Raw genomic sequence first — 22,321 nt, forward strand, 5'->3', positions numbered from 1 at the left:
CCTACACCCCAAACACCTTCATCACCTCATCGCCAAAGTGATTGATGACCTTCACTGCAATGCGGCCACTTTCCGGGCGGTTAAAGGGGCGTGAGACGTTGCGGTTCAGCGTGGCCCATGCCTCTTCGTCGATTTCCGCCTTCAAGGTGGTCTTGAGCTGCTTGTAGGGATCGTTCGCGCCGAGGAAGTAGGCGTGGCGGACGAAGAAGCTCTCTTCGTTGTAGGCCGTATCGATGAACCACGCGGCGATGCCCTTCACATCGTTGGAGCGGACTTCGCCGGTATTGGGGTCGTAGATGTCCACGCCGTTGACGCGCACGGCGATGCGGCCATCGGCTTCTTCCAGAATGTCGATGTCCGGCTCGCCGAACACGGTGAAGAGGTTGCCCTTGCCGGTGTTCTTGAGTTCTCCTGCCATGTGCAGGTCCGGGTTCATCTTGGCCTTCAGGATCGGCAGCGGGCCAAGCCGGGTCAGTTCGCTGGCATGGGCATCGAAAGCGAAGCTGACGGCGATCAGCACGTCAAACCGGCACTCGGCAGCTTCGCGCGCGGCGGCGGTGAGATCGACGCGGGAGAGGGTGCCGAACTCCGGCCCGATGAAGATCGCGGCGCGGCGCTCGGTCTCGCCTTCCATGAACCGGCCTTCTGCGCCGACATAGGTGCCGGGCCACGGCATCAGGCTGGTGAAGGTGAGCCGGTCGGCCTTGTCGGTCTGGTGGACGCCTGCCGTTTTCAGGTGTTCGATCACCATTCCGGCAAAGTCGGTCTCCGAAAGCGAGAGCGGCCCGCGCTTCTTCTTGCTGTCCGCCGCATCCACCACGTCCATCAGTTCTTCGGCATCGGAGGGGACGATGCGATGTGGGGAGAGGCTTTCGACCGTGAACGGCCCGGCCACCCGCACGCGGGCGGGATCGGCATAGGGCTTGTCATAGAGGTATTCGACATCGGCAGCGCGGGCGATGGAGGCGTCGATTTCCTGCTGACGAGCGATGCGGGCTTCCCACCATGCCTTGTGCGTGGCTGTGACGTTGGACGACCAACCGGCCTGCGGATCGCGCGGCACTTCCCATTCCTGCCAGTTGTTGTCTGTGGCCTGATTGAGTTCGGCGCGCAGCGGTTCCAGCCGCTCTTGCCACTTGTCCCAGATCACGTCGATTTCGGCGTTGTTGGCGATGGCCTTCAATGTGATGTGTGGAACCCGCTCATAGACAAAGCCCTGACGCACGTCGCCATAGGTTGCCCGGTCACTGGGAGGCTTGCCAGTAATCTCCGCTTCCTTGAGCTTTCCTTCGGCGCTGTCCGCTAAGAAATACCAAGGAAAACGCGCCGCCATGATCCGCGTTCGAGCAAGCGCAAGCGAAACACGGCTGGTGTCTATGGTGATCCATCGCCGTCCCCACCGTTCCGCCGCATAGGCAGTCGTCCCTGATCCACAGGTGGGGTCAATAACTAGGTCGCCGGGATCGGTTGCCATGAGCAAGCAACGTTCAACCAATCGCGTGTCGGATTGCACGACGTAAATCTTTTCGTCGCCAACGAACCCTCCGACACCTGTATCAGTCCAGAGGTTGGAAAGAGGGATGACCTGATTGTCCTCTAGGAAGCGAACCATGCGCAGCACGTTTCCCTTTGGAATTAGTCGGTCTGCCTTTTTCAACCTTTCCATCCGCTCCGGCGTGGTTTTCCAGTGTGCACCTGCTGGGCATGGATAGGTTTTTCCGTTGAACTGCATCGGCCCTGATGACGTTGGCGAAGGGCCGGGTGAAACCAGAGGGTTTCTCGCAAGAAGACGACTAGATTTCGGAATGGTGGTCACATCTTGCCGCTCTGAAGAAGTTAGCTGACGCCGGACACCTTCAGAAATCTGGATCGTGTCGTAAAATGCGGTATCGCAGTCCTCCAGTCTCCGAAATCCGTAGATTGGTCGATACTTTATGTTCTTTGATTTTCCATACCATAGAACTATGTCAAATACATTCGATAGGTAATCGCTGGAGGAGTATCCAGTTTTCTTTACCTGTATTTGACTGATTATGTTCTCGTGTCCAAAAACTTCATCCAGGAGTGATCGAACGCGGTGCACATTTTCATCACCGATTTGCACGAAGATCGAGCCGCTCTCGGTCAGGAGTTCGCGCATCACTGTCAGCCGGTCACGCAGGTAGGTCAGATAGGAATGGATGCCGTCCTTCCACGTGTCGCGGAACGCCTTCACCTGTTCAGGCTCTCGGCTCAAATCTTCTCGCTTACCGTCCTTCACATCACGGCTTTGCGTTGAGACTTGCCAGTTCGAGTTGAACTTGATGCCGTAGGGCGGGTCGAAATAGATCGCCTGCACTTTGCCCTTCAGCGCCTCGCGCTCGGCAAGGCTCGCCATCACCTGCAAGCTGTCGCCAAGGATCATCCGGTTCGACCAGTGCTGATCGTGCTGGTAGAACTCGGTGCGCGCCATGGGATCGGCCAGACCGTTGAAATCGGCGAACAGGTCCGGCGCATCGTTGGCGTCTTCGCGCGCGATCTTTGACTGGCGCACCAGATCGTCGATGATCGCCTTGGGGTGCACTTTCTCCTGAATGTAGAGCGGCGGGGCAGTGACGATCAGGTCGGACCAGTCCTGCCGGTCCTTCCCGCGCCAGACAAGCTGCGCATCGCCGATTTCGATCTCGCCGGTTTCGGCAAGCTGGGCCACCTGATCCTTGGTCAAGCGGATGCGGGCACCGTTCCACACGATCTGCGGATCAAGGTCTTCATCCCGTTCCCGCACTTCGCCTTCCGCCAAGGGCCGGGCACGCGGATAGACCGCAGGCTGCAACGGTTGCATCTCCTCCTGCATCGCCGCCAGATCAGCCAGTTCGGCAGTGGGAATGTTGCGCCGAACATCCGCCTCGTGATTGAGGGTGGTGACTTGCTTCGGGCCTTTGGGAGTGCGGGGCGCGCGGGCCATTATTCGGCTCCTTCCACTTCACGCCCGATCCAGACCATCGGCTGGAGGGAGAAGCGTTGTTCCATTTGTTTGCAGGTGAAGAACGTCACATCGGGATTGCCCAGCGTGTCTGTGACCATGGCCAGCCGCCAGCCATCGGTTGATGTGAACTCGCGCTCTTTTGGTGTCATGTAGAAACGCCGGTCAGGGCCAGAGGTGCCTTTGACTTCCACATAGAGTTCGCTGCCGCCCCGGTTGGGGATGGCTTGCAGGTCATAGCCGATCTTCTCGTCAGACCTGCGCACGACACGGTAGCCCATCCGCTCCAGTTCCGCCGTCACCGCTCGCTCTGCCGCTAGTTCGACAGTGCGGCGATGCTCCGGCGTGCCGAAACGACCGAGCGGATCAATGTCGTCTTCCAGTTCATCAGGCGCGTTGGCCGGGCTGGGCTGCGCAATGGCAAGGGGCTTCAGCCGGGCAAGCTCTGCCTCCAAGATCGCAAGGACTTCAGCCTTTGCTTCGGTTGGCTCGACGTCTGGACCGGCAAGGTAGGAGAACTTGGCCTGTTTGACACTCGGATGCGAGAATGGGGCAGTTCGATCCTCGGGAGGAACGAAGAAGGCTTTGTCGGCCTTGATTGCATAGGAGAACTCGGTGCCTTGAACGTCCCGGCGAAAACCCACGCCAGCCTTGTATTCCGGTCGCGGCACTTGCTCACCCATCAACGTGGCGTTTTCATACCAGCCGACGACATGGACCCCCTTTTGGGATGGGAACTTGGCAAGACAGACAACGGTCCAGCCATGGGGGTCGGCTCGCGATGGGGATGCCGCTGACGGGCCATGAGGCGGCACATAGCAATAATACCCACCATCAGGGCCGGGCATGAAGTTGAACGCTTCATGCCCTTCGCCGTCACCTTCGTTCAGCCAACGAAAGTTGCCGTCAACCGGGCCACCACGGTAATACTCGGACCAGCCGAACTTGACCCACATTACCTTCTTCATGCCGCAACAGCCTCATCAATCAGCTTGGCGAAACTCGCCTCAATCTCGAAAACATCGGTGAACTCGGCGAACAGCCAGCGGCCATGCGTGCCAAGGTTGTTCACCCCCGGCACCCATAGCGTTTTCATGGTCTCCGCCTTCAACTGCGCATCGCCCTTGCGATAGCCCTTGGTCTCCAGCACGAGGTTGAGCAGATCGTCCGGGCCTTTGCCGTCATCCAGCCGCACGACCATGTCGGGGATGTAGCGGCGCGGGGTGGAACCATCGCGATAGGGCACCTCCAGGCCGAGACCTTGGTTCTTCACATAGGCCACGACACGGGGATGGGTTTCGAGCACGCGGGCCAGTTCTGCCTCCCACGTGCTGTCGCAGACAACATGGCTGACATGGCTGCGGCGCGGGTCGGTGGCGTAGATGTCCTTGCTGGTGGTGAAGCCGACATGCCGCGACGATGAGGTGGGGTTGTAGGGATCAAGGATGGCCTTGATCGCCTGTTCGCCGTGGTCATAGCGTTGGCAGGCGAGGAAGATACGCTCTGCGGCCTGATCCTTGATCTCCAGATAATCGAGCACGCCCATCGGCACGCCCTTCAGCACCAGATGGCCGCCATCGAGCCATTCGCGCACGACGCGCCGAACTTGCCCGAAAAGGTGCACCGGCAGGTCGCCGCTTTCATCGCCGAACCGTTTCAGCAGGTGCGCCGCCAGTGAATAGGCGATGGCGCTGGGCCGCTGGTCGCCAAGGCCCTTGGCAGCCAGTTCTTCGGACTGGCCGACAATGCCCTGCATGGTCACGCGGGACGGGCCGATCATGGCCGGATCGACAACGAGGCGGCTATCCTCGGTGAAGGTGGCGCTGATCCGCTCATCCGGCAGATCGACACGGTAGCCTTCCACACGCGGGAAGGTGATTTCCAGTTCCGGGCGCTCTGCCGCCCGTTCCTTGACCGCATGGATGCGCGTCACCCGCTTGGGCGGCGTCGGCTTCACGACAACCGGCTTGGCGGTGAAGTCAAACGGGATGCCAAGCACGTCCGCATACTCAACGTCGAACAGGCCGTGTTCATTCAGTTCATAGGACTGACGGCGCAGGCCGCGCCCGACGACCTGTTCGCACAGCAACTGCGTGCCGAACGCCCGGACGCCGAGAATGTGCGTGACGGTGTTCGCATCCCAGCCTTCGGTCAGCATGGAGACTGAAACGACGCAGCGGATTTGTTCACCCAGCCGCCCGGTGCGGCCAACGGTGTTCATGACTTCGCGCAGCAGTTCGGCATCGTCGATGTCGTCGGCATCCTCGACACGCCCGGTGCGATCCTGCCGTTCGCGCCGGAACTGTTCGATCTCTGCCGCAGCCATCTTGCGGAAATCGGTATCGAGGGCTTCACCGCTTTCAAGCTGCGCACTGTCGATCAGCAGCGTTGGCGCGCGGGCGATCCGGTTGCCGTGCTCATCGTAGTTACGGAACAGTTCGAGGTGGCCGCGATGGACGTTGACCAGTTCGCCGTCTGAGTTGGGGCGATCCCAACCGGAAATGTATTCGTAGATCAGCTTGGACGTGGAGGTGTTGTTGCACACCACGATGAAGACGGGCGGCACGGGGATGCCCGCGCGCTTCCACTCTTCATCGACCTTCACATAGTGATTGTAGAGGGCGTCCAGCGCGGTCAGAAGTTCGGTCGGCAGCTTGAGAGGATCGAGGTTCTCGGAGTTCTTCGCGCCCTTCTTCGGCATTTCCTTGCCGATGTGATCCCACAGTTTGCGGTAAATCGGCATGTCGTCGATGGGCAGATTGTCGGCCACCGGCACGCGCGGCAGTTTGACGATGCCGCACTCGATGGCGTCCATCAGCGAAAAATCGCTGACCACCCATGGGAACAGCGTGCCTTCGATGTAGCCGGACCCGGACAGGAAGAACGGCGTTGCTGAAAGGTCATAGACCGCGCGGACGCCAACCTTCTTCTTCAGGGCCTTGATGCCGTTGATCCAGAGGCGCGCGGCTTCCTTGTTTTCCTTCGCCTCTGCCTTGGCGTCGGCATCGGCCAGTTCCTCGACGCTGCCTTGGGGGCGCTCTTCGTAACAGTGGTGCGCCTCGTCATTGATGACGACGACATTCTTCATCGACATCAGTTCACCGCAGGCGCGCTGGAGCATCTGGCCTTCGGTCTCGATGGTAACAGGCGCGTCACCCCGGCCTTGCAGCAGGGCCTTGCCCACCTTCGAGACATCCATGGTCTCGCGGCGCTTGAACGAGTGATAGTTGGTGATGACGATTTTAGCCTTGGCGATCTCCGGCAGCATGTCCGCAGGCACCATGTCGCGATGGCGGTAATAGCTGTCTGGATCGTCCGGCAGCAGAACCCGCAGGCGGTCCTTGATGGTGATGCCCGGCGCGACGATCAGAAACCCACGGCTGAAATGGCTGCTAGTTGGCGAGCGAACCGCGTTCACCGTCTGCCATGCGATGAGCATGGCCATGACGGTCGTCTTCCCCGCGCCGGTTGCCATCTTCATGGCCATGCGCATTAGGTCGGGGTTAGCGAGTTGGTTGGCCCCTTCGATGTGCTTCCACAGGTGCTTGTAGCGATCCTGCTTGCGAGCAACCTCGGTCAGCCAAATGACCGTCTCGACGGCTTCAACCTGACAGAAGAAGGGGCGCAGGCCCTCAACCTCTGTCCGCCGCCAGTGGTGAAGCAGGCGCGCAGTGGCTGGAGTAACGCCCCAATCCCGGTCGCTGGGCAGGCTGCGCCATGTCGCCACGTGCGCCCGGATTTCATTGATGATCGGCTTGGGGTTGTATTCTTGATCGGCGTCGGACAGCCCGGCGGCATCCTCGAACAGCATCGAGGCTTGCGCAGCCTTGCCAGATCGGCGCTTCGGCTTGGGGACCGGCGTGATGAAGTCGCAGGGCCTCCGCCCGTCGATGGGAGGTTGCTCCAGCGGCTGCCCATCGTCATCCAGCGCGTGATACCGCGACGGCGGGTCATAGGGGGAATTGAGAATAGGGTGGTCAAAAAACGACTGTGACACGCGGGTTCCTCTCGACCGACCCTGTATTCATGAGACTGGTGGCAATCACAAGAAAGCGAATGTCTGAATAGACAATAAAAAGTGCCTCACACGGTCCCGGTGCAGTGCGATTGGCCAACGCGGCTAGGTCTGTTCCGAGCGGGTTCTCCCAAGGCCATGTGAGACACTGGCGCGCAGGTTCCAAGGCCTAGCGAGAAAGAAGCATGGCGCAGGAGCTACCGGGCGTTTCGACGATCTTTCGGGCTTCCCGGCATCGCGGCGGTGCAACGGGTTGCACATGCGACGCAGTAGCTTTTGAGGTCTGTAAAGTGCCTCTGAATGGCTATTTTTCTAGCTTTATCAGTGATTAAGGCCGTGACTTGCCCGGCGTGTTTTGCGATTGTTCCTCCCTAGATGGAGGATTTTCATGCTCATCGGCTACGCTCGCACGAGCCAGCTTCACCAGCGCGCAGGACTTGAAGGCCAAATCGACGATTTGAAGGCTATCGGGTGCGAACGGCTCTTTGTCGAACAGGTTTCTGCACTTGCCCACAGGCCCGAACTTCAGAACGCAATTGGCTTTGCCCGCGACGGCGATACCTTGGTGGTCAAGCGCATGTGTCGCCTTGCCCGCTCAACCGTCGAACTGCTGAACATCGTCGCCAAGCTGGAGGCCAAGGGTGTCGGCGTCAGGGTGCTCGATTTCGGCGGGGGCGAACTTGACACCAAGTCGGCCAGCGGACGCCTGCTCATCACTGTGCTCGCCGCCGTGTCAGAGGCTGAAAGGAGCATGATGCTTGAAAGGCAGCGGGTTGGCATAGCCAAGGCGAAACAGGAGGGGCGCTACAAGGGCCGTGTCCCCACCGCCCGGCGCAAGGCTTCGCAGGTGAAGGAACTTCGCCGGTCGGGGTTGGGTGCTACGCAAATCGCTTCCCAGCTTGGGATCAGCCGGGCGAGCGTCTACCGCATACTGGCGGAGGCGGCATGACCAGCGATCTGCGCCGCGAGTTCGCGGACATCACCGCCCGGCTGGAAGCACTACATGGCATCAGCGTCGAGGGACAACACCGCGACAACTCCCCGGACATGCAGCGGGTGCTTATCGCGCATCTGCGCTCCGGCGTGTCCGCGATGGATGGCAGACTGCGCACCATGTCGGCAGCCATCGACAGGCGCAGCCGATGAGTGACTTCGACATCGACGCCTACATAGACACGTTGCCATCCCTCCGGCTGCGCGAACCCCGCACTCCGCCGCCGCGCTACCACGTCAGCCAATGGCCGCTTCTGAAGCCATACGGCGGGTTCACCGGCGAGGAGCGAAGGCGTGGCGGTCAACTGGCCGTCTGGCTGCTTGCGGCTGGCTGCATCGCAAAGCCGACGCACTGTGATGTTTGCGGCAGCCGAAGCGGCGTCGGCTTCCATTCCGAGAGCTACTACCATGTCGCGCGCTATGCGAGCCTTTGCCGCCGTTGCCACTTCGCCTTGCATCGGCGGCATTTCGAGTGGGACCAGTGGCGGCGCATTGTCGATGCGGCGGCGGTCACAGGCCGTGAGTGGTTCGCGCTTGCACCCCGGCAAAGGATCGACATCGCACAGCATCTGCGGAACCGCTGGGGCTGGCGCGCTGCCGACATCGAGAGATCGCCGGTCACACCACTGCCAGATGCCATCACAGCACTGCTGCCGGACAACATGTTGCCGCACGCTGGGTTGTGAGTGCCAATGCGGACATAACTGATCGAGAATAGCGATCTGCTCAAAATCGCGATCGGTATCCTTGGAGTGTCAGTCCAAACGATGAACCGCCTGATTACCGGCTGTTAAGACTTCCAGCGCACTGATGGACGGAATGCGTCGGGAGGGCCACGGTGAGCAAGGACGAAAACCATCGCTTCAGCAGGATACTTTGGCAGCTTCAGCAGTATCAGCATGTAATCCGTGAATGGGATAGCAGCTTGGACCCATACGAGTTCAAGGTTGTGATGCAGGTTCTTGACCGGACGGTCGGATGGCAGAAGCTACAAGCAACTTTTCGACCATCTGTGATGCTGAAGGGAGACCGGAAGTATTCCGGTTTCGGGGATACAATGCACCGCAGCAAGCTGATGAAGGTGCTTGCCAAGCTTGAGCGCCGGGGCGTCATACGGCGAGAGCCTGATCCAGTGCGCCCCGGCCTCAAGGTCTATGCGGTCAACCTCGATTGGAAGCCTGATCATAATTTGGATGTGGGCCTCGCCGCTGATGAAGTGGATTTGCTCCAGAGCAATGGCGTTTTCGAAGATGTCTCCACAGGAGACGAGTGGTCTGCACAGTGGCACTGCCCTGTCTCTGTCGAAGCCGCTGATGTCTCCGATGGAGACCCAAGAGAAAGCTATCGGGACAACACTATCCTTACAGGTATTCATGAGAATACTATCAGCGCTGATCCGTCGCCTACGGCCCCGGAACAGCGAGTTACTAAAACCGGAGTAGTTAGAACGCCGATTAGGCCAGTGGCCGGAAGCGCTGACGCGCTCCCGGCCACAGAAATCAATCCGCCGCTCCGGCTTCGAACGGCAAGCCGATAGCCCCCGCTCGCGAAACCTGATCTGACCGGAGGGCAGTATGAAGTTCGACAGGGCATCACTAGAAGCCGAGGGGTTCACTGGCTGGCTTCCGTTCCCCGATGCGCGGGCCAGCAGCGCGATCCCCGCCACAGGTGGTGTCTATGTCGTGACCTACGCCGGGGGCGCTCCAGCGGCCTTCCTGCCGGAAAATCGGGGCGGTTGGTTCAAGGGCAAAGACCCCACCGTCCCGGCGTCTGCGCTCACAGCCAACTGGATCGACGCTGAAGTCGTCTACATCGGCAAGGCCGACCAACTTAGGCGGCGCATCCGCCAGTTCGCCGACTTCGGCGCTGGCAAGCCGGTGGGCCATTGGGGCGGTCGCCTGATCTGGCAACTGGCGGAACCTGACAAGCTGCGCATTGCGTGGAAGGAGACGCCTGACCGCGTGCCGGTCGAGGTGGAAGCGGAAATGCTCGCCATGTTCCGGCGCGAATACGGCAAGCCGCCGTTCGCGAACGACCCGCATCTGCTGGGGCGGTGATTGGTGACTGACGCACTGATGATGTCATCGGAGCGATTATGGGACTGCCATTCCCGCCAAAACGAACTATTAAGTTGGCCATGGGCACAAGTGCATCATGGACGCCTGAACGGCGAGCGAGGCAGGCCGAAGCTATCAGGCGCTGGCGTCCATGGGACCAGTCCACTGGCCCGCGCTCCCCTGAAGGTAAGGAGCGATCAAGTCGCAATGCCGACAAGGGGATTGCCCGGCAGCAGGCTGACTTTCGAGACGTCCGTCTACAGGTCAGGGCGGGGTTCGCGGTCAAAGCCGAGGAGGCACTAAGGCGATTGCAGGCATTTCAAGCGAAGGTGGACTGACGATCACGCCGTGCCAGTTTTGCGCTGCTCGCATTGGTTGACGGTGTTACACACTTCCGCTACACGCGCGTCAGTAGCAACGCTGGAAAGGCGGGGATTTCTGCGGTTTTGGTGTTCCTGATGCCGCTCCCCCTCGGCTCCACCAGTGTTTTCGGGCTGTGATTTGCCCCATGCCGGGCTGCGAACGGCAGTGTTCTGCGCTTCCGGTGCTCACGGCCAGCAGGCCGCTCCGCTCCGGTTCTCGAACCCCGCCATTCTCGCTCCGGCCTGAGCCAAATCCCAACCCGAAAACGTGCGTCCATTCCTGGCCCCGCTCAGCCTGAGCTTGTCGAAGGCCATGCGCGACATCCGCCCAACTTCAGGCTAAGCTTTCCACCATGCACTTTCTCGATCAGGCCAAGATTTACATCCGCTCGGGCCAGGGCGGCCCCGGGGCGGTTTCGTTCCGGCGCGAGAAGTATATTGAATACGGCGGGCCCGATGGCGGCAACGGCGGCAAGGGCGGCGATATCATCTTCGAAGCGGTGCCCGGCCTCAACACCCTGATCGACTTCCGCTATGCCCAGCACTTCAAGGCCCCGCGCGGGGTGCATGGTTCGGGCAAGGACCGCCACGGCGCCGCCGGCAAGGATCTGGTGATCAAGGTTCCGATCGGAACCCAGGTGATCTCTGACGAAGACCGCGAGACTGTGCTGCTCGACCTGACCGAGGCGGGCAAGCGTGTAACCTTCCTGCGGGGCGGACTGGGCGGGCGCGGCAACGCCAGTTACAAGACCAGCACCAACCGGGCTCCGCGTCAGCACCAGCCGGGTGAAATGGGCGAGGAAATGTATGTCTGGTTGCGGCTGAAGCTGCTGGCCGACGTAGGGCTGGTCGGCCTGCCCAATGCCGGCAAGAGCACTTTCATCAACCAGATCACCAACACCAAGGCCAAGGTCGGTGACTATGCCTTCACCACGCTGGTCCCCCAGCTGGGCGTGGTCCGCCACAAGAACCGCGAATTCGTGCTGGCCGACATCCCCGGCCTGATCGCTGGCGCAGCCGACGGGGCCGGGATTGGCGACCGTTTTCTGGGCCATATCGAACGCTGCCGGGTTCTGATCCACCTGATCGACATCAACGGCACCGATCCGGCCGAAGCGCTGGAGATCATCGAAGAGGAACTGGAGGCCTATGGCGGCGGGCTCGACGAAAAGCCGCGGCTGATTGCGCTCAACAAGATCGATACGGTCGATCGTGAACTGGTGACCATGTTCATCAAGGAACTGAAGGCCGCCGGCGCGAAGAAGGTCTATCCGATTTCCGGCGCAACGGGCAAAGGCATGGACGCGCTGCTTGACGCAGTGCTTGGATACCTGCCCGCCGCCACCGTGACCGAACGCCCCGATGGCGAACAGGAAGCAGGCGAGGAAAAGCCCTGGTCGCCGGTTTGAAGGCGGGTACGCCGAAAAGCTAAGCCCCTAGGCCTGCCACGGGTTTGGCTGCTTTGCGTCATGGAACATCAGGCTTTCCTACTCCGCCCCGGCCTGCCACAAACTCCCGGACCAGGCAGGGCAGCTGGAGGTCTGGAATGAAAGTTTACACCCGTGCAAATGGCCTGACCTGTTTAAAGCAAGGAAAAGCTGATGGTTATTGCCTCTAACGGCTCGCTTGCCTGCAGTCTTTCAAGGCCCATCGGGTGTGCATTCCGTCGACCGGCTTGCATCCGCCTTCCAAGACAGTAATCGCAACAGCATGAAGATCGCCCGTCTCTCCGATCTGGCCGAAAAGTCCGCCTGCCCCCGGCTGGTGGTCAAGGTTGGCTCGTCGCTGCTGGTTGGCAAGGACGGGGTGCGACGTCAGTGGCTGGAAGGGCTGGTGACCGAAATCGCTGCCGCCCGGGCGCGCGGGCAGGAAGTGATCGTGGTGTCATCAGGCGCGATTGCGCTGGGGGCGGCGCGGCTGGGGCTCGACAAGGGCGGACGCGGCAGTCTGGCCGATGCCCAGGCGGCGGCGGCTGTCGGCCAGATCGCCCTGTCGGGGCTATGGGCGGAGCTGCTTGGCGCACACGGGCTGACCGCCGCACAACTGCTGCTGACGCTGGAAGACCTTGAGGACCGCCGCCGCTACCTCAACGCCACGGCCACGCTGACCCGCCTGCTTGATGCCGGCGCGGTGCCGGTGATCAACGAGAATGACTCGGTCGCCACGCAGGAAATCCGCTTTGGCGACAACGACCGGCTGGCCGCGCGGGTTGCCCAGGCGGCGGGGGCCAGCGCGGTGTTGCTGCTATCGGATGTCGATGGCCTGTTCGATCGCAATCCGAGTGAACCAGGCGCAACGCGGCTTGGCGAAGTGCGCGGCGTCACGGCCGAGATCCATGCCATGGCCACCGGCGGCAGTTCATCGGGGATGGGTTCGGGCGGCATGACCAGCAAGCTGCAGGCTGCCGAGATTGCCGAGCGTGCGGGGATCGCGCTTGCGATTGCCTCGGGGCTGCATGATGCACCGATCGCGCGCGCTTGCCAGCAGGGGATCGGCACCCTGTTCCTGCCGCGCCGCAAGGATGCCGGGCGCAAGGCCTGGCTGGGCGGGCGGCTGCGGCTGAAGGGTGCGCTGGTGATTGATGCCGGAGCAGCGAAGGCACTGGGCAAGGGATCGAGCTTGCTGGCCGCAGGGATTGTGCGGGTTGAGGGTGAGTTCCAGCGCGGCGATGCCGTGGCGGTGCAGGATGAACGCGGCACCACGTTGGCGCATGGCCTGGCTGAATACGATGCGCTGGAATGCGCGCGGTTGATGGGCCGGCAATCGGCCGAACACGCCGCGATCCTGGGCTATGCGCCGCGTTCGGCGGTGGTTCACCGCGATCAGATGGTAGTGCTGTGACGCTTGCCGTGACCGGGGCGACCGGGTTTGTCGGCCAGGCGTTGCTCGACCGCGCGCTGGACAATGGACTGCCGGTGCGCGCGCTGGCACGCCGACCGCAGGAGCCGCGAGCAGGCGTGGAATGGGTGACCGGCGATCTTGATGCCGCGGCGGCCTTGCGCCAGCTGGTACGCGGGGTCGAGGCGGTGATCCATGTCGCCGGGGTGGTCAACGATGCCGCCCAGTTTGAGCGCGGCAATGTGGCTGGAACGATGAGCGTGATCGAAGCCTGCAAGGCCGAGGGCGTGCAGCGGCTGGTCTTTGTCTCCTCGCTCTCGGCGCGTGAACCGGAACTGTCGGCCTATGGCGCCAGCAAGGCCCGCGCCGAAAAGCTGGTCAGGGCCAGCGGGCTCGACTGGACGATCATCCGCCCGCCCGGAATCTATGGTCCGCGCGATGTGGATTACTTCGAAATGTTCCGCCTTGCCCGCTGGGGCCTGATGCCGGTCCCGCCCAAGGAAGGGCGCGCCTCGATCATCCATGTCGATGATCTGGCGCGGCTGCTGCTGGCGGTTGTTCCGGCGGGCGAAGGGGTGTCGTTCGAGACCTTCGAGCCCGACGATGGCCGCGAGCATGGCTGGAGCCACTACGAACTAGCCCGCGCCGTGGGCTGGGCGATGGGGCGGCGGCCATGGGTGGTGCACCTCAGCCGCAAGTCGCTCGAACGGGCGGCGCGGGTCGATCGTTCGGTGCGCGGGGCCAGGGCACGGCTGACCAAGGATCGGGTCGGTTACATGGCCCACCCTGATTGGGTGGTCAGCCACGGCCAGCGCCCGCCGCAAGGGCTGTGGCGCCCGCTGATCCCGACCCGTGAAGGGCTCAAGGCTACCGCGAAATGGTACCGCGACAACGGCTGGCTCTAAGCAACTGCTTAGCAGGCGTGAATTAAGCGCCTGTCCCTAGCGCGACCATTCCAGGCCGGTCATTTCAGCGGCATTTCCAGCCGGAGGAATGGCACATGGAAGCGAAGAATTGGGATCCGATCGTCAAGCTGACCCACTGGGGTATCGTCACTGCGGTGATCGGCAATGCTCTGGTCACCGAAGAGGGATCGGGCTGGCACATCTGGGTTGGATATGGCCTGGCCGCACTGCTTGCCTTGCGCTTGCTGTGGGGTCTGGTCGGCCCGCGCGAGGCACGCTTTGGTAGCTTCCCCCCTAGCCTCGCGCGGGCCACGCATCATCTGGGCGAGATTCGCCGCGGCGAAGTGACCCGCCACGCCTCGCACAACCCGCTGGGCGCGCTGATGGCCTACGCGATCTGGGCCGTGCTGCTGGTGGTGGCCGGAACCGGAATCGCGATGTCGGGCCCGCCGCCAAGCAATCCTTCCGCGGTGAGCGGTGAACATGACGAACATGGCGCCAAGGCTGGCGGAGCCGAGCACGAAGAGCGTGCAGAAGCAGCCGAAGGTGGCGAGGAAGGTGAGGAAGAAGAGGGACCGCTGCTTGAATTGCACGAATTGTCGGTCAATTTGCTCTATGTCCTGATTGCGCTGCACCTGATGGGTGTAGTGTTCGAATCGCGCCGCAGCGGGCCGGGGATCGTCCGGTCGATGTTGCCGGGCGGAACACGAAGGTGAAGGATGGCCGCTGAGCCCGGGCAAGTGCAATCAGGCCGCGACCGGCAGGTGCTGCTGGTCGCGGCGATTGTCGTTGTTCAGGCGGTGGCGGCGATGTTCTTCGTCGCCGATGCGCTGGGCGATGCGGGCGAGCACGGGATCACGCTGCACGTCGCGATCGAGGCGCTGATCGCTTTCGCGTTGCTGGCCGGGGTGATCCTGGGCGCACGGCACACGCGATTGCTGCTGGCCGAGGCCCGCCGCCGCGAAGCTGCGCTCAAGGTGGCGCGCGGTGCGCTGGCCGAACATGTATCAAGCCGCTTTGGCGAATGGGAACTGACCCCGGCCGAAGCCGAAGTGGCACTGTTCGCGCTAAAAGGTTGCGATGCCGGCGAAATCGCCCGGCTGCGCGGCGCGGCGCAGGGCACGGTGCGGGCACAACTGTCGAGTATCTATGCCAAGGCCGGGGTATCCAGTCAGGCCGGGCTGGTCAGCCTGTTCTTCGAGGACCTGCTCTAAAAGGCCGGATCGTAGCCCGGCGGCAGCTCCTCGGCAGCGCCATCGACGTGGATGCCGCATTCGGTCTTGTCCCAACCCCTCCAGCGGCCCGAACGCGGGTCTTCACCCGGGGCGACCTTGCTGGTGCAGGGCGAGCAGCCGATCGAGGGATAGCCTTGCTCGACCAGCGGATGGGCCGGCAGGCCGGTGGCGGCGAAATAGGCGGCGATCTGGTCGCCGGTCCAATCGGCCAGCGGGTTGATCTTGAGCCGACCGGCGGCATCGGTACGGTCGATCTCGAAGCGCTGCAGGCCGGCGCGGGTGCCGCTCTGGAAGCCCTTGCGGCCGGTGATGGTGGCGTCGAAATGGGTCAGCGCGGCGGCCAGCGGCTGGACCTTGCGGATCTCGCAGCAGCCGTCCGGATCGTAGGACCAGCGCAGGCCGCTCTCGTCGCGCGCGGCGAGGGCATCGGCGTTGGGAGTCAGGTTGACTAGATTCGGCATGCCCAGTCGCTTCATCACCGTGTCGCGGTAGGCCAGCGTTTCGGGGAAGTGCTTGCCGGTATCAAGGAACAGCACCGGCACCGACCGATCGATCGAGGCTATCAGGTGCAGCAGCACCGCGCTTTCGGCGCCAAAGCTGGATACCGCCGCCAGATCGCCGGCCAGACCTTCGCGCAGCACGGCGCGCAGCATGGCGATCGTCGGCACCCCGGCAAAGCGCGCGTTGAGCGCCTCGGCCTGCTCCGCGGTAAAGCGCGGGCCGGTGCGCAGCACGTCGATGCGCCGCGCCGGCTCAGCCACGGCGACCGATCCCGTGACGAAGGCCCCAGATCGGGGTGCGGCCATCGGTGGTTGGCTGATAGACCTCGCCGTAGCGGCTCCACGCGGCCTCGGCATCGGCGGGATCAAGCGGCACTTCGGGGGCGAAGGCATCGAACCCGCAGCGGCGCATGAAGGCGATCTGATCGACCAGCACTTCGCCCGCCGCGCGCAGTTCACCGATGTAGCCGGCCTCGCGCAGCACCCGCGCCGCCGAATAGCCGCGACCATCGCCAAAGCTGGGGAAGTTCACCTCGACCAGTCGCAGCCGGTCAAGGTGCGGCAAGAGGTCGCGCGGTTCGTCGCCCGGCTCAAGCCGGACGGCAAGCGCGTTGGTCTGTTCGCCAAAGGCGTCAACCGTCACGCCGGGATCGGCCACGGGTTCGTCGTCGCGAAAGCGGAACTGGACTTCAGCCATAGATCGCCTCCTTGAACGCGGGCATGCCGATGCGGCGATAGGTGTCGAGGAAGCGTTCGCCTTCCTCGCGCTGGGATAGATAGAACTGCGTGGCCTTCTCGACCGCATCGACGATGCCGTCCTCGTCGAAACCCGGGCCGGTGATCTGCCCCAGCGAGGTATCCGCGCCTTCGCAGCCGCCCAGCAGCAGCTGGTAGTTTTCGGTGCCCTTCTTATCGACCCCCAGGATGCCGATGTGCCCGGCATGGTGGTGGCCGCAAGCGTTGATGCAGCCCGAGATCTTGAGCTTGAGCTCGCCGATTTCCTGCTGCTTGACCGCCAGCCGCTGACCGATCTTCTGCGCCACCGGGATCGAACGGGCATTGGCCAGGCTGCAATAGTCGAGCCCCGGGCAGGCGATGATATCGCCGACCAGATCAAGGTTGGCCGTGCCCAGGCCCGCCGCTTCAAGCTGTTGCCACAGCGCGTAAAGATCGGCCTTCTTCACGTGCGGCAGGACGATGTTCTGGGCGTGGGTGACGCGCAGTTCGTCGAACGAGTAGTCGCGTGCCAGATCGGCCATCAGCCGGATCTGGTCAGCACTTGCATCGCCGGGGATGCCGCCCACCGGCTTTAGACTGATCGTCGCGGCGATATAGCCGGCCTGCTTGTGCGGCAGGCAGTTGTTGTCCACCCACAGGGCGAAGTCGGGATCGCTGCGGTCCACAGTGTCAGCGATCCCGACCTCGAACGGAGGCTCGGCGAACTGCGCCTTGATCCGTTCAAGCTCTGCCAGCGGCGGTTCAATTTGCTGGGTCAGCAGGTGGGCGAATTCGGCCTCGACCTGGCGGGTGTATTCGTCCTTGCCCAGTTCGTGGACCAGGATCTTGATCCGCGCCTTGTACTTGTTGTCGCGCCGCCCGTGGCGATTGTAGACGCGCAGGCAAGCCTCGGCATAGGTGATCATCCGGTCGATCGGTACGAAGGGATTGATGCACGGCGCGATCATCGGCGTGCGGCCCATGCCCCCGCCAACGTAGAAAGCCGCACCCAGCTCGCCCGCGGCGTCGCGCACGATCTGGATCCCGATATCGTGCAGCTTCATCGCCGCGCGGTCGGTATCGCTGGCGATCACGGCCATCTTGAATTTGCGTGGCAGGAAGCTGAACTCGGGGTGGAAAGTGCTCCACTGGCGGATCAGTTCGGCATAGGGGCGCGGATCGACCACCTCGTCGGCGACAGCCCCGGCGTACTGGTCCGAAGTGGTGTTGCGGATGCAATTGCCGCTGGTCTGGATCGCGTGCATCTCGACCTTGGCCAGGTCGGCCAGGATATCGGGCGCGTCTTCCAGTTTGATCCAGTTGTACTGGATGTTCTGGCGGGTGGTGAAGTGGCCATAGCCGCGATCATACTTGTCGGCGATATCGCCCAGCATGCGCATCTGCGCGGAATTCAGCGTGCCATAGGGCACCGCGACGCGCAGCATGTAGGCATGCAGCTGCAGGTAGAGCCCGTTCATCAGCCGCAGCGGCTTGAACTGGTCCTCGGTAATGTGGCCTTCAAGGCGGCGGCGAACCTGGTCGCGGAATTCCTCGACCCGGGCATCGACCATTGCCTGATCATAGCTATCGTACTTGTACATCAGATCACCCAATCGCCGGCGCCGGGATCGGCCGGCTTCAAAGTCAGGTCGGGGCGCACGGTCGGGCCCAGCGCACGGATGCGGTCCTTGATATGCGCGGGGCGGACGCCGTCCGCATCCTTGACCGCTTCGATCGCATAGGCGGCGTTAACCCGGCGCGCGGCCTGTTCGCGGGCCAGGATCGTATCGGCGTGATCGCCGACATCGACCGCATCCTCGACATGCAATGACCATTGCACCCCGTCCCACCAGGTGACGGCGCCGCTTTTCAAATCATTTCCGGTCAGGATCTTCACGAAAGGGCCTCCAGCGCGAGCGCGCGCAATTCATCGGTTTCCGGTTCACCCGCCACTTCGCCGATCACGATCAGCGCCGGGCTCTTGACCCTGTGGGCGGTAACCAGCGTGGGCAGTCCGGCCAGCGAAGCGCGCAGCACGCGCATGTCGGGGCGGGTAGCGTTTTCGACCACGGCGACCGGGATTTCTGGCGAAAGCCCATCGGCGATCAGCTTTTCGGCGATCGCCTCGCTGGTGGCGAGGCCCATGTAGATCACCAGGGTGCGGCCCTTGCCGGCCAGGCCTGACCAGTCCTGTTCGGAGAGGCCCTTGCACTGCCCGGCGACGAAGCTCACCACCGAAGCACTGCGGCGGTGGGTCAGCGGCATCTGCGCGGCGGCGGCGGCACCGATTGCGGCGCTGATCCCGGGGACGACTTCGACCGGTACACCAGCCACGCGGCAGGCCTCGGCCTCTTCGCCGCCGCGGCCGAAAATGAACGGATCGCCGCCCTTCAGCCGCACCACATCGCGGCCCGCCAATGCTTCGCGCACCAGCAGCGCGTTGATCTCATCCTGCTGCAGGGTGTGGCGCGAACGGCTCTTGGCGACCGAGACCAGCTGCGCTCCGGGCCGGGCCAGCGCGAGGATCGCGGGATCGACCAGCCCATCGTGAACGATCAGCCGGGCGTTCATCACCAGCCGCGCGGCGCGCAGGGTGAGAAGGTCGGGATCGCCGGGGCCGGCGCCAACCAGCCAGACCTTGCCAGGGGTGGGAAGGGTAGTGCTCATCCTGCCTCAATGGGCAGGCGCGGCGGCGGGTGCCAGCCAGAATGCCTTTGCGGGGGCTTAGGTCAGCTTTCGCCGTCAGGTTTGCCGGGCCATTCCTTGATGTGCAGATCACGCTGGGGGAAGGGTACCTGGATCCCGTTGGCCTGGAATGCCTTCCACACCCCCTTGAGCAGATCCGAACGCAGATTGCCCAGGCCTTCCTCAGGATCGGCGATCCACATCTGCACTTCAAAGACAATGGCACTATCACCGAATTCAGAGAGCCAGGCCTGCGGCGGCTGCCGGTTGATAACCCGCTGGATCTTGCGCACTTCGGCCAGGATCAGCTGCTCGGCCAGCTCAATGTCGGTGCCATAGGCTACCGGCACCTTCACTTTCACGCGCACATCCTTCGACGTGAAGCTCCAGTTCTCGACCTGGTTGGTCATCAGCAGTTCGTTGGGAATCAGGTATTCGACCTGATCGCGCGTGATGACCGAAACCGCGCGGATGCCGATCCGGTTGACCTGCCCCACTGTCTTGTCCGCCCCGGTGCCCACCGCGATCACATCGCCCGGCTTGATCGAGCGGTCGGCCAGCAGGATCAGGCCGGAAATCAGGTTGCCAAAGGTCTTTTGCAGGCCAAAGCCGATTGCCAGCCCCAATGCGCCGGAGAAGAAGGCCAGCGCCGTAAGGTCTATCCCCAGGAAGTCGATGCCCGACAGCGCCAGTACGATCCAGGCGGCAATGGTGGCGAGCTTTTCGCCCAGCACCTTCTGCGTGGCGTCGAGCCGGTGCATGCGTGCGAACAACCGCCGGAAGAAGTAGCCGGCCAGGCGGCCCAGCACGATCACGGCAACGACCGTCACCACCATCAGCAGGGCCCGGTAGAGCGATACGTGATAGTTGCCGACATCGAACCCGATCGCATCGAGCCGGGCGGTGAATTGGGCGATATCGTGCTTCAGGCTCACGCCGCGCTCCAGGCTGCCAGACCGCGTTCCAGATCGGCGATCAGGTCTTGCGGCTCTTCCAGTCCGATCCACAGCCGAACGGCATGGCGGTTGGCCGGATCGATCCCGCGCGGCGGCCAGGGCATCACATCGCGGTCACGCTCGGGATGGCTACCCAGCGCCAGGCTTTCGAACCCGCCCCAGCTATAGCCGATCCCGAACAGACCAAGCGCATCGACCAGCGCATCGCGCGCCGCAGTATCCTTGCCGGCCATGACAATCGTCATCAGGCCGCAGCCGCCAGAGAAATCCCGCTTCCACAGGTCATGTCCGGGTGCGCCCGGCAGCATCGGGAACAGCACCGCAGCCACTTCCGGCCGGCCCTGCAGCCATTCCGCGACCTTGAGCGCGCTGCTGCACGAGCGTTCGAGCCGCACGCCCATGGTCCGCAGCCCCCGCAGCGCCAGCGCGCAGTCATCGGGCGAGGCCTGCTGGCCCAGCATCAGCGAGTGCCGGCGCAGGCGCGGATACCATTCGGCATTGGCGGTAACCGAACCCAGCATCACGTCCGAATGCCCGCCGACATGCTTGGTCAGGGCCAGGATCGACAGATCAACCCCGTGCTTCAGGGCCTGGAACCCGGTCGGCCCGGCCCAGGTGTTGTCGAGCAGCACCACCAGCCCGCGCGCCTTGGCGGCCTGGGTCAGCGCGGGAATGTCGCACATTTCAAGCGAGACGCTGCCCGGGTTTTCCAGCAGCACGGCGCGGCTCCGGTCCGAAATCGCTGCGGCGAAACCATCGACATCGTGCGGATCGAAGAACCGCGTGGTGATGCCATAGCCGCGTAGCGCCTTGACCGCGAAAGTGCGGCTGGGATCGTAGGAATTGTCCGAAACCAGCAGCTCATCACCGGCCTTGAGCACGGCGAGCAGCGCCATCACCGGGGCGGCAAGGCCGGTGGGGTAAAGCATCGTCCCGGCGGCGCCCGGTTCCAGCTCGGTCAGGGCATCGGCCAGCGCCCACTGGGTCGGCCCGCCGCGCGCGCCATAGTGGAACACGCCGTCCTGGTTGACCTTCAGTCCGGCCTGCTGCGCGGCGCTGTCTTCATACAGATGCGTGCTGGCGCGCCAGACCGGCGGATTGACCACCGGACCGGTCCATTCGGGCCGCCGCCCGCCGGTTACCAGGCGGGTGGCGGGGCCGATGTCAGCGGGAATTTTCTTGGCCAAGGGCGGTGCCGCTCAGGCCTTCACCGCCTTGGGGGTGTCCGGGTCGTTGCCCCATTCGGTCCAGCTGCCGTCATAGAGCGCGGCATCGTCCTTGCCGATCAGGTGCATCGCAAAGATCAGCACGCAGGCGGTTACGCCGCTGCCGCACGAGGTGATCACCGGCTTGCCCAGGTCGACCCCTGCGCCCTCAAAGGTAGCCTTGAGCGCGGCCTTGTCCTTGAAGGTGCCGTCGGCGTTGTAAAGCGTGGTGAAGGGCACGTTGAACGAGCCGGGAATGTGGCCCGAGGCGATGCCGGGACGCGGGTCTTCCTCGGCGCCTGACCAGCGCGCCGCGCCGCGCGCGTCAATCACTTGCTCGTCCTTCGAATGCAGGTTTGCGAGTACGTGGGCCTTGGTGCGCACGTTGCTGTCATCCTGCCAGGCAGTGAAGTGGCGGTGGCGCAGGCTTTCCTTGCCCTGGGTCAGCGCCCGGCCTTCGGCCTTCCACTTGGCAATCCCGCCATCGAGGATCGCAACATCGTGCGCGCCGAACATCTTGAGCATGAACCAGGCGCGGGCCGAGGTCTTCACCGCGCTGTCATCATAGAGCACGATCCGGCTGCCATCGCCCAGGCCCAGCGACTGCATGCGGCTGGCGAACTTTTCAGCCGGGGGCAGCATGTTCTCGACCGGGTGGGTCGAATCGACCAGGTCCGACAGGTCCATGAAGACCGCGCCCGGGATGTGGCCCGCTTCGTATTCGGCCAGCGGATCGCGGCCGGTGCCGGGCAGGTGCTTGGTGCAATCGACGATCCTGAGGTCGCTTGCACCCATTTCGTTGGCAAGCCACTCGGTCGAAACCAGACTATCCATAATTCTCGCGTCCTCCTCGCGCAGGTCCTGTCACCTGCCAGCGCCCCTCTCGCTGCA

The 22,321-nt window shown here is 63.2% G+C and carries 21 protein-coding genes; 10 read left to right on the plus strand and 11 right to left on the minus strand.

The features are described 5' to 3' along the window. Position 1 precedes the first annotated feature (1 nt). The 3 genes from IT549_RS04755 to IT549_RS04765 are packed head-to-tail and all read right to left on the minus strand — an operon-like array spanning position 2 to position 6,959. On the minus strand, positions 2-2,944 hold the full coding sequence (locus IT549_RS04755; protein WP_292970340.1) for a site-specific DNA-methyltransferase: 2,943 nt from the start codon (positions 2,942-2,944) through the stop codon (positions 2-4). Further along, complete coding sequence (locus IT549_RS04760; RefSeq protein ID WP_292970342.1) at positions 2,944-3,930, minus strand: DUF3883 domain-containing protein; 987 nt, start codon at positions 3,928-3,930, stop codon at positions 2,944-2,946. The genes IT549_RS04755 and IT549_RS04760 overlap by 1 nt, the downstream gene beginning before the upstream one ends. Next, complete coding sequence (locus IT549_RS04765; protein WP_292970344.1) at positions 3,927-6,959, minus strand: BPTD_3080 family restriction endonuclease; 3,033 nt, start codon at positions 6,957-6,959, stop codon at positions 3,927-3,929. Before IT549_RS04765 ends, IT549_RS04760 begins: the two co-directional genes overlap by 4 nt. A 406-nt stretch (positions 6,960-7,365) precedes the next feature. On the opposite strand from IT549_RS04765, the gene IT549_RS04770 reads away from it, so the two are divergent. The 10 genes from IT549_RS04770 (at position 7,366) to IT549_RS04815 (ending at position 15,346) form a co-directional block, all read left to right on the plus strand. Then, complete coding sequence (locus IT549_RS04770) at positions 7,366-7,926, plus strand: recombinase family protein (protein WP_292970346.1); 561 nt, start codon at positions 7,366-7,368, stop codon at positions 7,924-7,926. Next, positions 7,923-8,123, plus strand: coding sequence for a hypothetical protein (locus IT549_RS04775; protein WP_292970347.1), 201 nt, complete (start codon positions 7,923-7,925; stop codon positions 8,121-8,123). Before IT549_RS04770 ends, IT549_RS04775 begins: the two co-directional genes overlap by 4 nt. Further along, entirely contained in the window at positions 8,120-8,656 is a 537-nt protein-coding gene (locus tag IT549_RS04780) for a hypothetical protein (protein ID WP_292970349.1), read from the plus strand. The genes IT549_RS04775 and IT549_RS04780 overlap by 4 nt, the downstream gene beginning before the upstream one ends. Positions 8,657-8,808: 152 nt before the next feature. Further along, complete coding sequence (locus IT549_RS04785) at positions 8,809-9,507, plus strand: hypothetical protein (protein ID WP_292970351.1); 699 nt, start codon at positions 8,809-8,811, stop codon at positions 9,505-9,507. Positions 9,508-9,544: 37 nt separating this feature from the next. Beyond that, positions 9,545-10,027, plus strand: a complete 483-nt coding sequence (locus IT549_RS04790; protein ID WP_292970353.1) for a GIY-YIG nuclease family protein — start codon at positions 9,545-9,547, stop codon at positions 10,025-10,027. A gap of 715 nt (positions 10,028-10,742) precedes the next feature. After that, positions 10,743-11,798 (plus strand): GTPase ObgE, encoded by a 1,056-nt coding sequence (gene obgE / locus IT549_RS04795; protein WP_292970355.1) that lies wholly within the window; start codon positions 10,743-10,745, stop codon positions 11,796-11,798. 301 nt (positions 11,799-12,099) lie between these two features. Then, positions 12,100-13,230 carry a glutamate 5-kinase gene (gene proB / locus IT549_RS04800; RefSeq protein WP_292970357.1) on the plus strand — a complete coding sequence of 377 codons (1,131 nt, stop codon included), beginning with the start codon at positions 12,100-12,102 and terminating at the stop codon, positions 13,228-13,230. Then, positions 13,227-14,132 (plus strand): NAD(P)-dependent oxidoreductase, encoded by a 906-nt coding sequence (locus IT549_RS04805; protein ID WP_292970359.1) that lies wholly within the window; start codon positions 13,227-13,229, stop codon positions 14,130-14,132. Before proB ends, IT549_RS04805 begins: the two co-directional genes overlap by 4 nt. 95 nt (positions 14,133-14,227) lie before the next feature. After that, positions 14,228-14,848: a cytochrome b/b6 domain-containing protein gene (locus IT549_RS04810; RefSeq protein ID WP_292970361.1), complete on the plus strand. Its 621-nt coding sequence runs from the start codon at positions 14,228-14,230 to the stop codon at positions 14,846-14,848. Positions 14,849-14,851: 3 nt separating this feature from the next. Next, a complete protein-coding gene (locus IT549_RS04815) occupies positions 14,852-15,346 on the plus strand; it encodes a hypothetical protein (RefSeq protein WP_292970363.1) in 495 nt (164 codons plus the stop codon). Here IT549_RS04815 and IT549_RS04820 read toward each other — a convergent pair. From IT549_RS04820 to sseA, 8 genes are all read right to left on the minus strand, one after another. Next, positions 15,343-16,128, minus strand: coding sequence for a phosphoadenylyl-sulfate reductase (locus IT549_RS04820; protein ID WP_292970365.1), 786 nt, complete (start codon positions 16,126-16,128; stop codon positions 15,343-15,345). The two genes, IT549_RS04815 and IT549_RS04820, sit on opposite strands and share 4 nt — an antisense overlap. After that, entirely contained in the window at positions 16,121-16,564 is a 444-nt protein-coding gene (locus IT549_RS04825; RefSeq protein ID WP_292970367.1) for a DUF934 domain-containing protein, read from the minus strand. The genes IT549_RS04820 and IT549_RS04825 overlap by 8 nt, the downstream gene beginning before the upstream one ends. Next, the gene (locus IT549_RS04830) at positions 16,557-18,185 is read right to left on the minus strand and encodes a nitrite/sulfite reductase (protein ID WP_292970369.1); all 1,629 of its coding nucleotides are present in this window, start codon (positions 18,183-18,185) and stop codon (positions 16,557-16,559) included. The genes IT549_RS04825 and IT549_RS04830 overlap by 8 nt, the downstream gene beginning before the upstream one ends. Continuing rightward, a complete protein-coding gene (locus tag IT549_RS04835) occupies positions 18,185-18,481 on the minus strand; it encodes a DUF2849 domain-containing protein (RefSeq protein ID WP_292970371.1) in 297 nt (98 codons plus the stop codon). The genes IT549_RS04830 and IT549_RS04835 overlap by 1 nt, the downstream gene beginning before the upstream one ends. Beyond that, on the minus strand, positions 18,478-19,251 hold the full coding sequence (gene cobA, locus IT549_RS04840; RefSeq protein WP_292970373.1) for a uroporphyrinogen-III C-methyltransferase: 774 nt from the start codon (positions 19,249-19,251) through the stop codon (positions 18,478-18,480). Before cobA ends, IT549_RS04835 begins: the two co-directional genes overlap by 4 nt. Positions 19,252-19,313: 62 nt before the next feature. Further along, on the minus strand, positions 19,314-20,204 hold the full coding sequence (locus IT549_RS04845) for a mechanosensitive ion channel domain-containing protein (RefSeq protein ID WP_292970375.1): 891 nt from the start codon (positions 20,202-20,204) through the stop codon (positions 19,314-19,316). Further along, complete coding sequence (metC, locus tag IT549_RS04850; protein WP_292970377.1) at positions 20,201-21,412, minus strand: cystathionine beta-lyase; 1,212 nt, start codon at positions 21,410-21,412, stop codon at positions 20,201-20,203. Before metC ends, IT549_RS04845 begins: the two co-directional genes overlap by 4 nt. 12 nt (positions 21,413-21,424) lie before the next feature. Next, positions 21,425-22,264: a 3-mercaptopyruvate sulfurtransferase gene (gene sseA / locus IT549_RS04855; protein ID WP_292970379.1), complete on the minus strand. Its 840-nt coding sequence runs from the start codon at positions 22,262-22,264 to the stop codon at positions 21,425-21,427. Between the last annotated feature and the right edge of the window lie 57 nt (positions 22,265-22,321).

It is taken from the genome of Novosphingobium sp., assembly GCF_020852455.1.
Lineage (GTDB): Bacteria > Pseudomonadota > Alphaproteobacteria > Sphingomonadales > Sphingomonadaceae > Novosphingobium.

Excerpts from the sequence above, each read along its gene's own strand:
- IT549_RS04830 (WP_292970369.1), bottom strand. The coding sequence starts at position 18,185 with ATGTACAAGTACGATAGCTATGATCAGGCAATGGTCGATGCCCGGGTC.
- IT549_RS04755 (WP_292970340.1), bottom strand. The coding sequence starts at position 2,944 with ATGGCCCGCGCGCCCCGCACTCCCAAAGGCCCGAAGCAAGTCACCACC.
- IT549_RS04810 (WP_292970361.1), top strand. The coding sequence starts at position 14,228 with ATGGAAGCGAAGAATTGGGATCCGATCGTCAAGCTGACCCACTGGGGT.
- IT549_RS04760 (WP_292970342.1), bottom strand. The coding sequence starts at position 3,930 with ATGAAGAAGGTAATGTGGGTCAAGTTCGGCTGGTCCGAGTATTACCGT.
- IT549_RS04815 (WP_292970363.1), top strand. The coding sequence starts at position 14,852 with ATGGCCGCTGAGCCCGGGCAAGTGCAATCAGGCCGCGACCGGCAGGTG.
- IT549_RS04775 (WP_292970347.1), top strand. The coding sequence starts at position 7,923 with ATGACCAGCGATCTGCGCCGCGAGTTCGCGGACATCACCGCCCGGCTG.
- cobA (WP_292970373.1), bottom strand. The coding sequence starts at position 19,251 with ATGAGCACTACCCTTCCCACCCCTGGCAAGGTCTGGCTGGTTGGCGCC.
- IT549_RS04790 (WP_292970353.1), top strand. The coding sequence starts at position 9,545 with ATGAAGTTCGACAGGGCATCACTAGAAGCCGAGGGGTTCACTGGCTGG.
- IT549_RS04825 (WP_292970367.1), bottom strand. The coding sequence starts at position 16,564 with ATGGCTGAAGTCCAGTTCCGCTTTCGCGACGACGAACCCGTGGCCGAT.
- IT549_RS04770 (WP_292970346.1), top strand. The coding sequence starts at position 7,366 with ATGCTCATCGGCTACGCTCGCACGAGCCAGCTTCACCAGCGCGCAGGA.
- proB (WP_292970357.1), top strand. The coding sequence starts at position 12,100 with ATGAAGATCGCCCGTCTCTCCGATCTGGCCGAAAAGTCCGCCTGCCCC.
- obgE (WP_292970355.1), top strand. The coding sequence starts at position 10,743 with ATGCACTTTCTCGATCAGGCCAAGATTTACATCCGCTCGGGCCAGGGC.
- sseA (WP_292970379.1), bottom strand. The coding sequence starts at position 22,264 with ATGGATAGTCTGGTTTCGACCGAGTGGCTTGCCAACGAAATGGGTGCA.
- IT549_RS04780 (WP_292970349.1), top strand. The coding sequence starts at position 8,120 with ATGAGTGACTTCGACATCGACGCCTACATAGACACGTTGCCATCCCTC.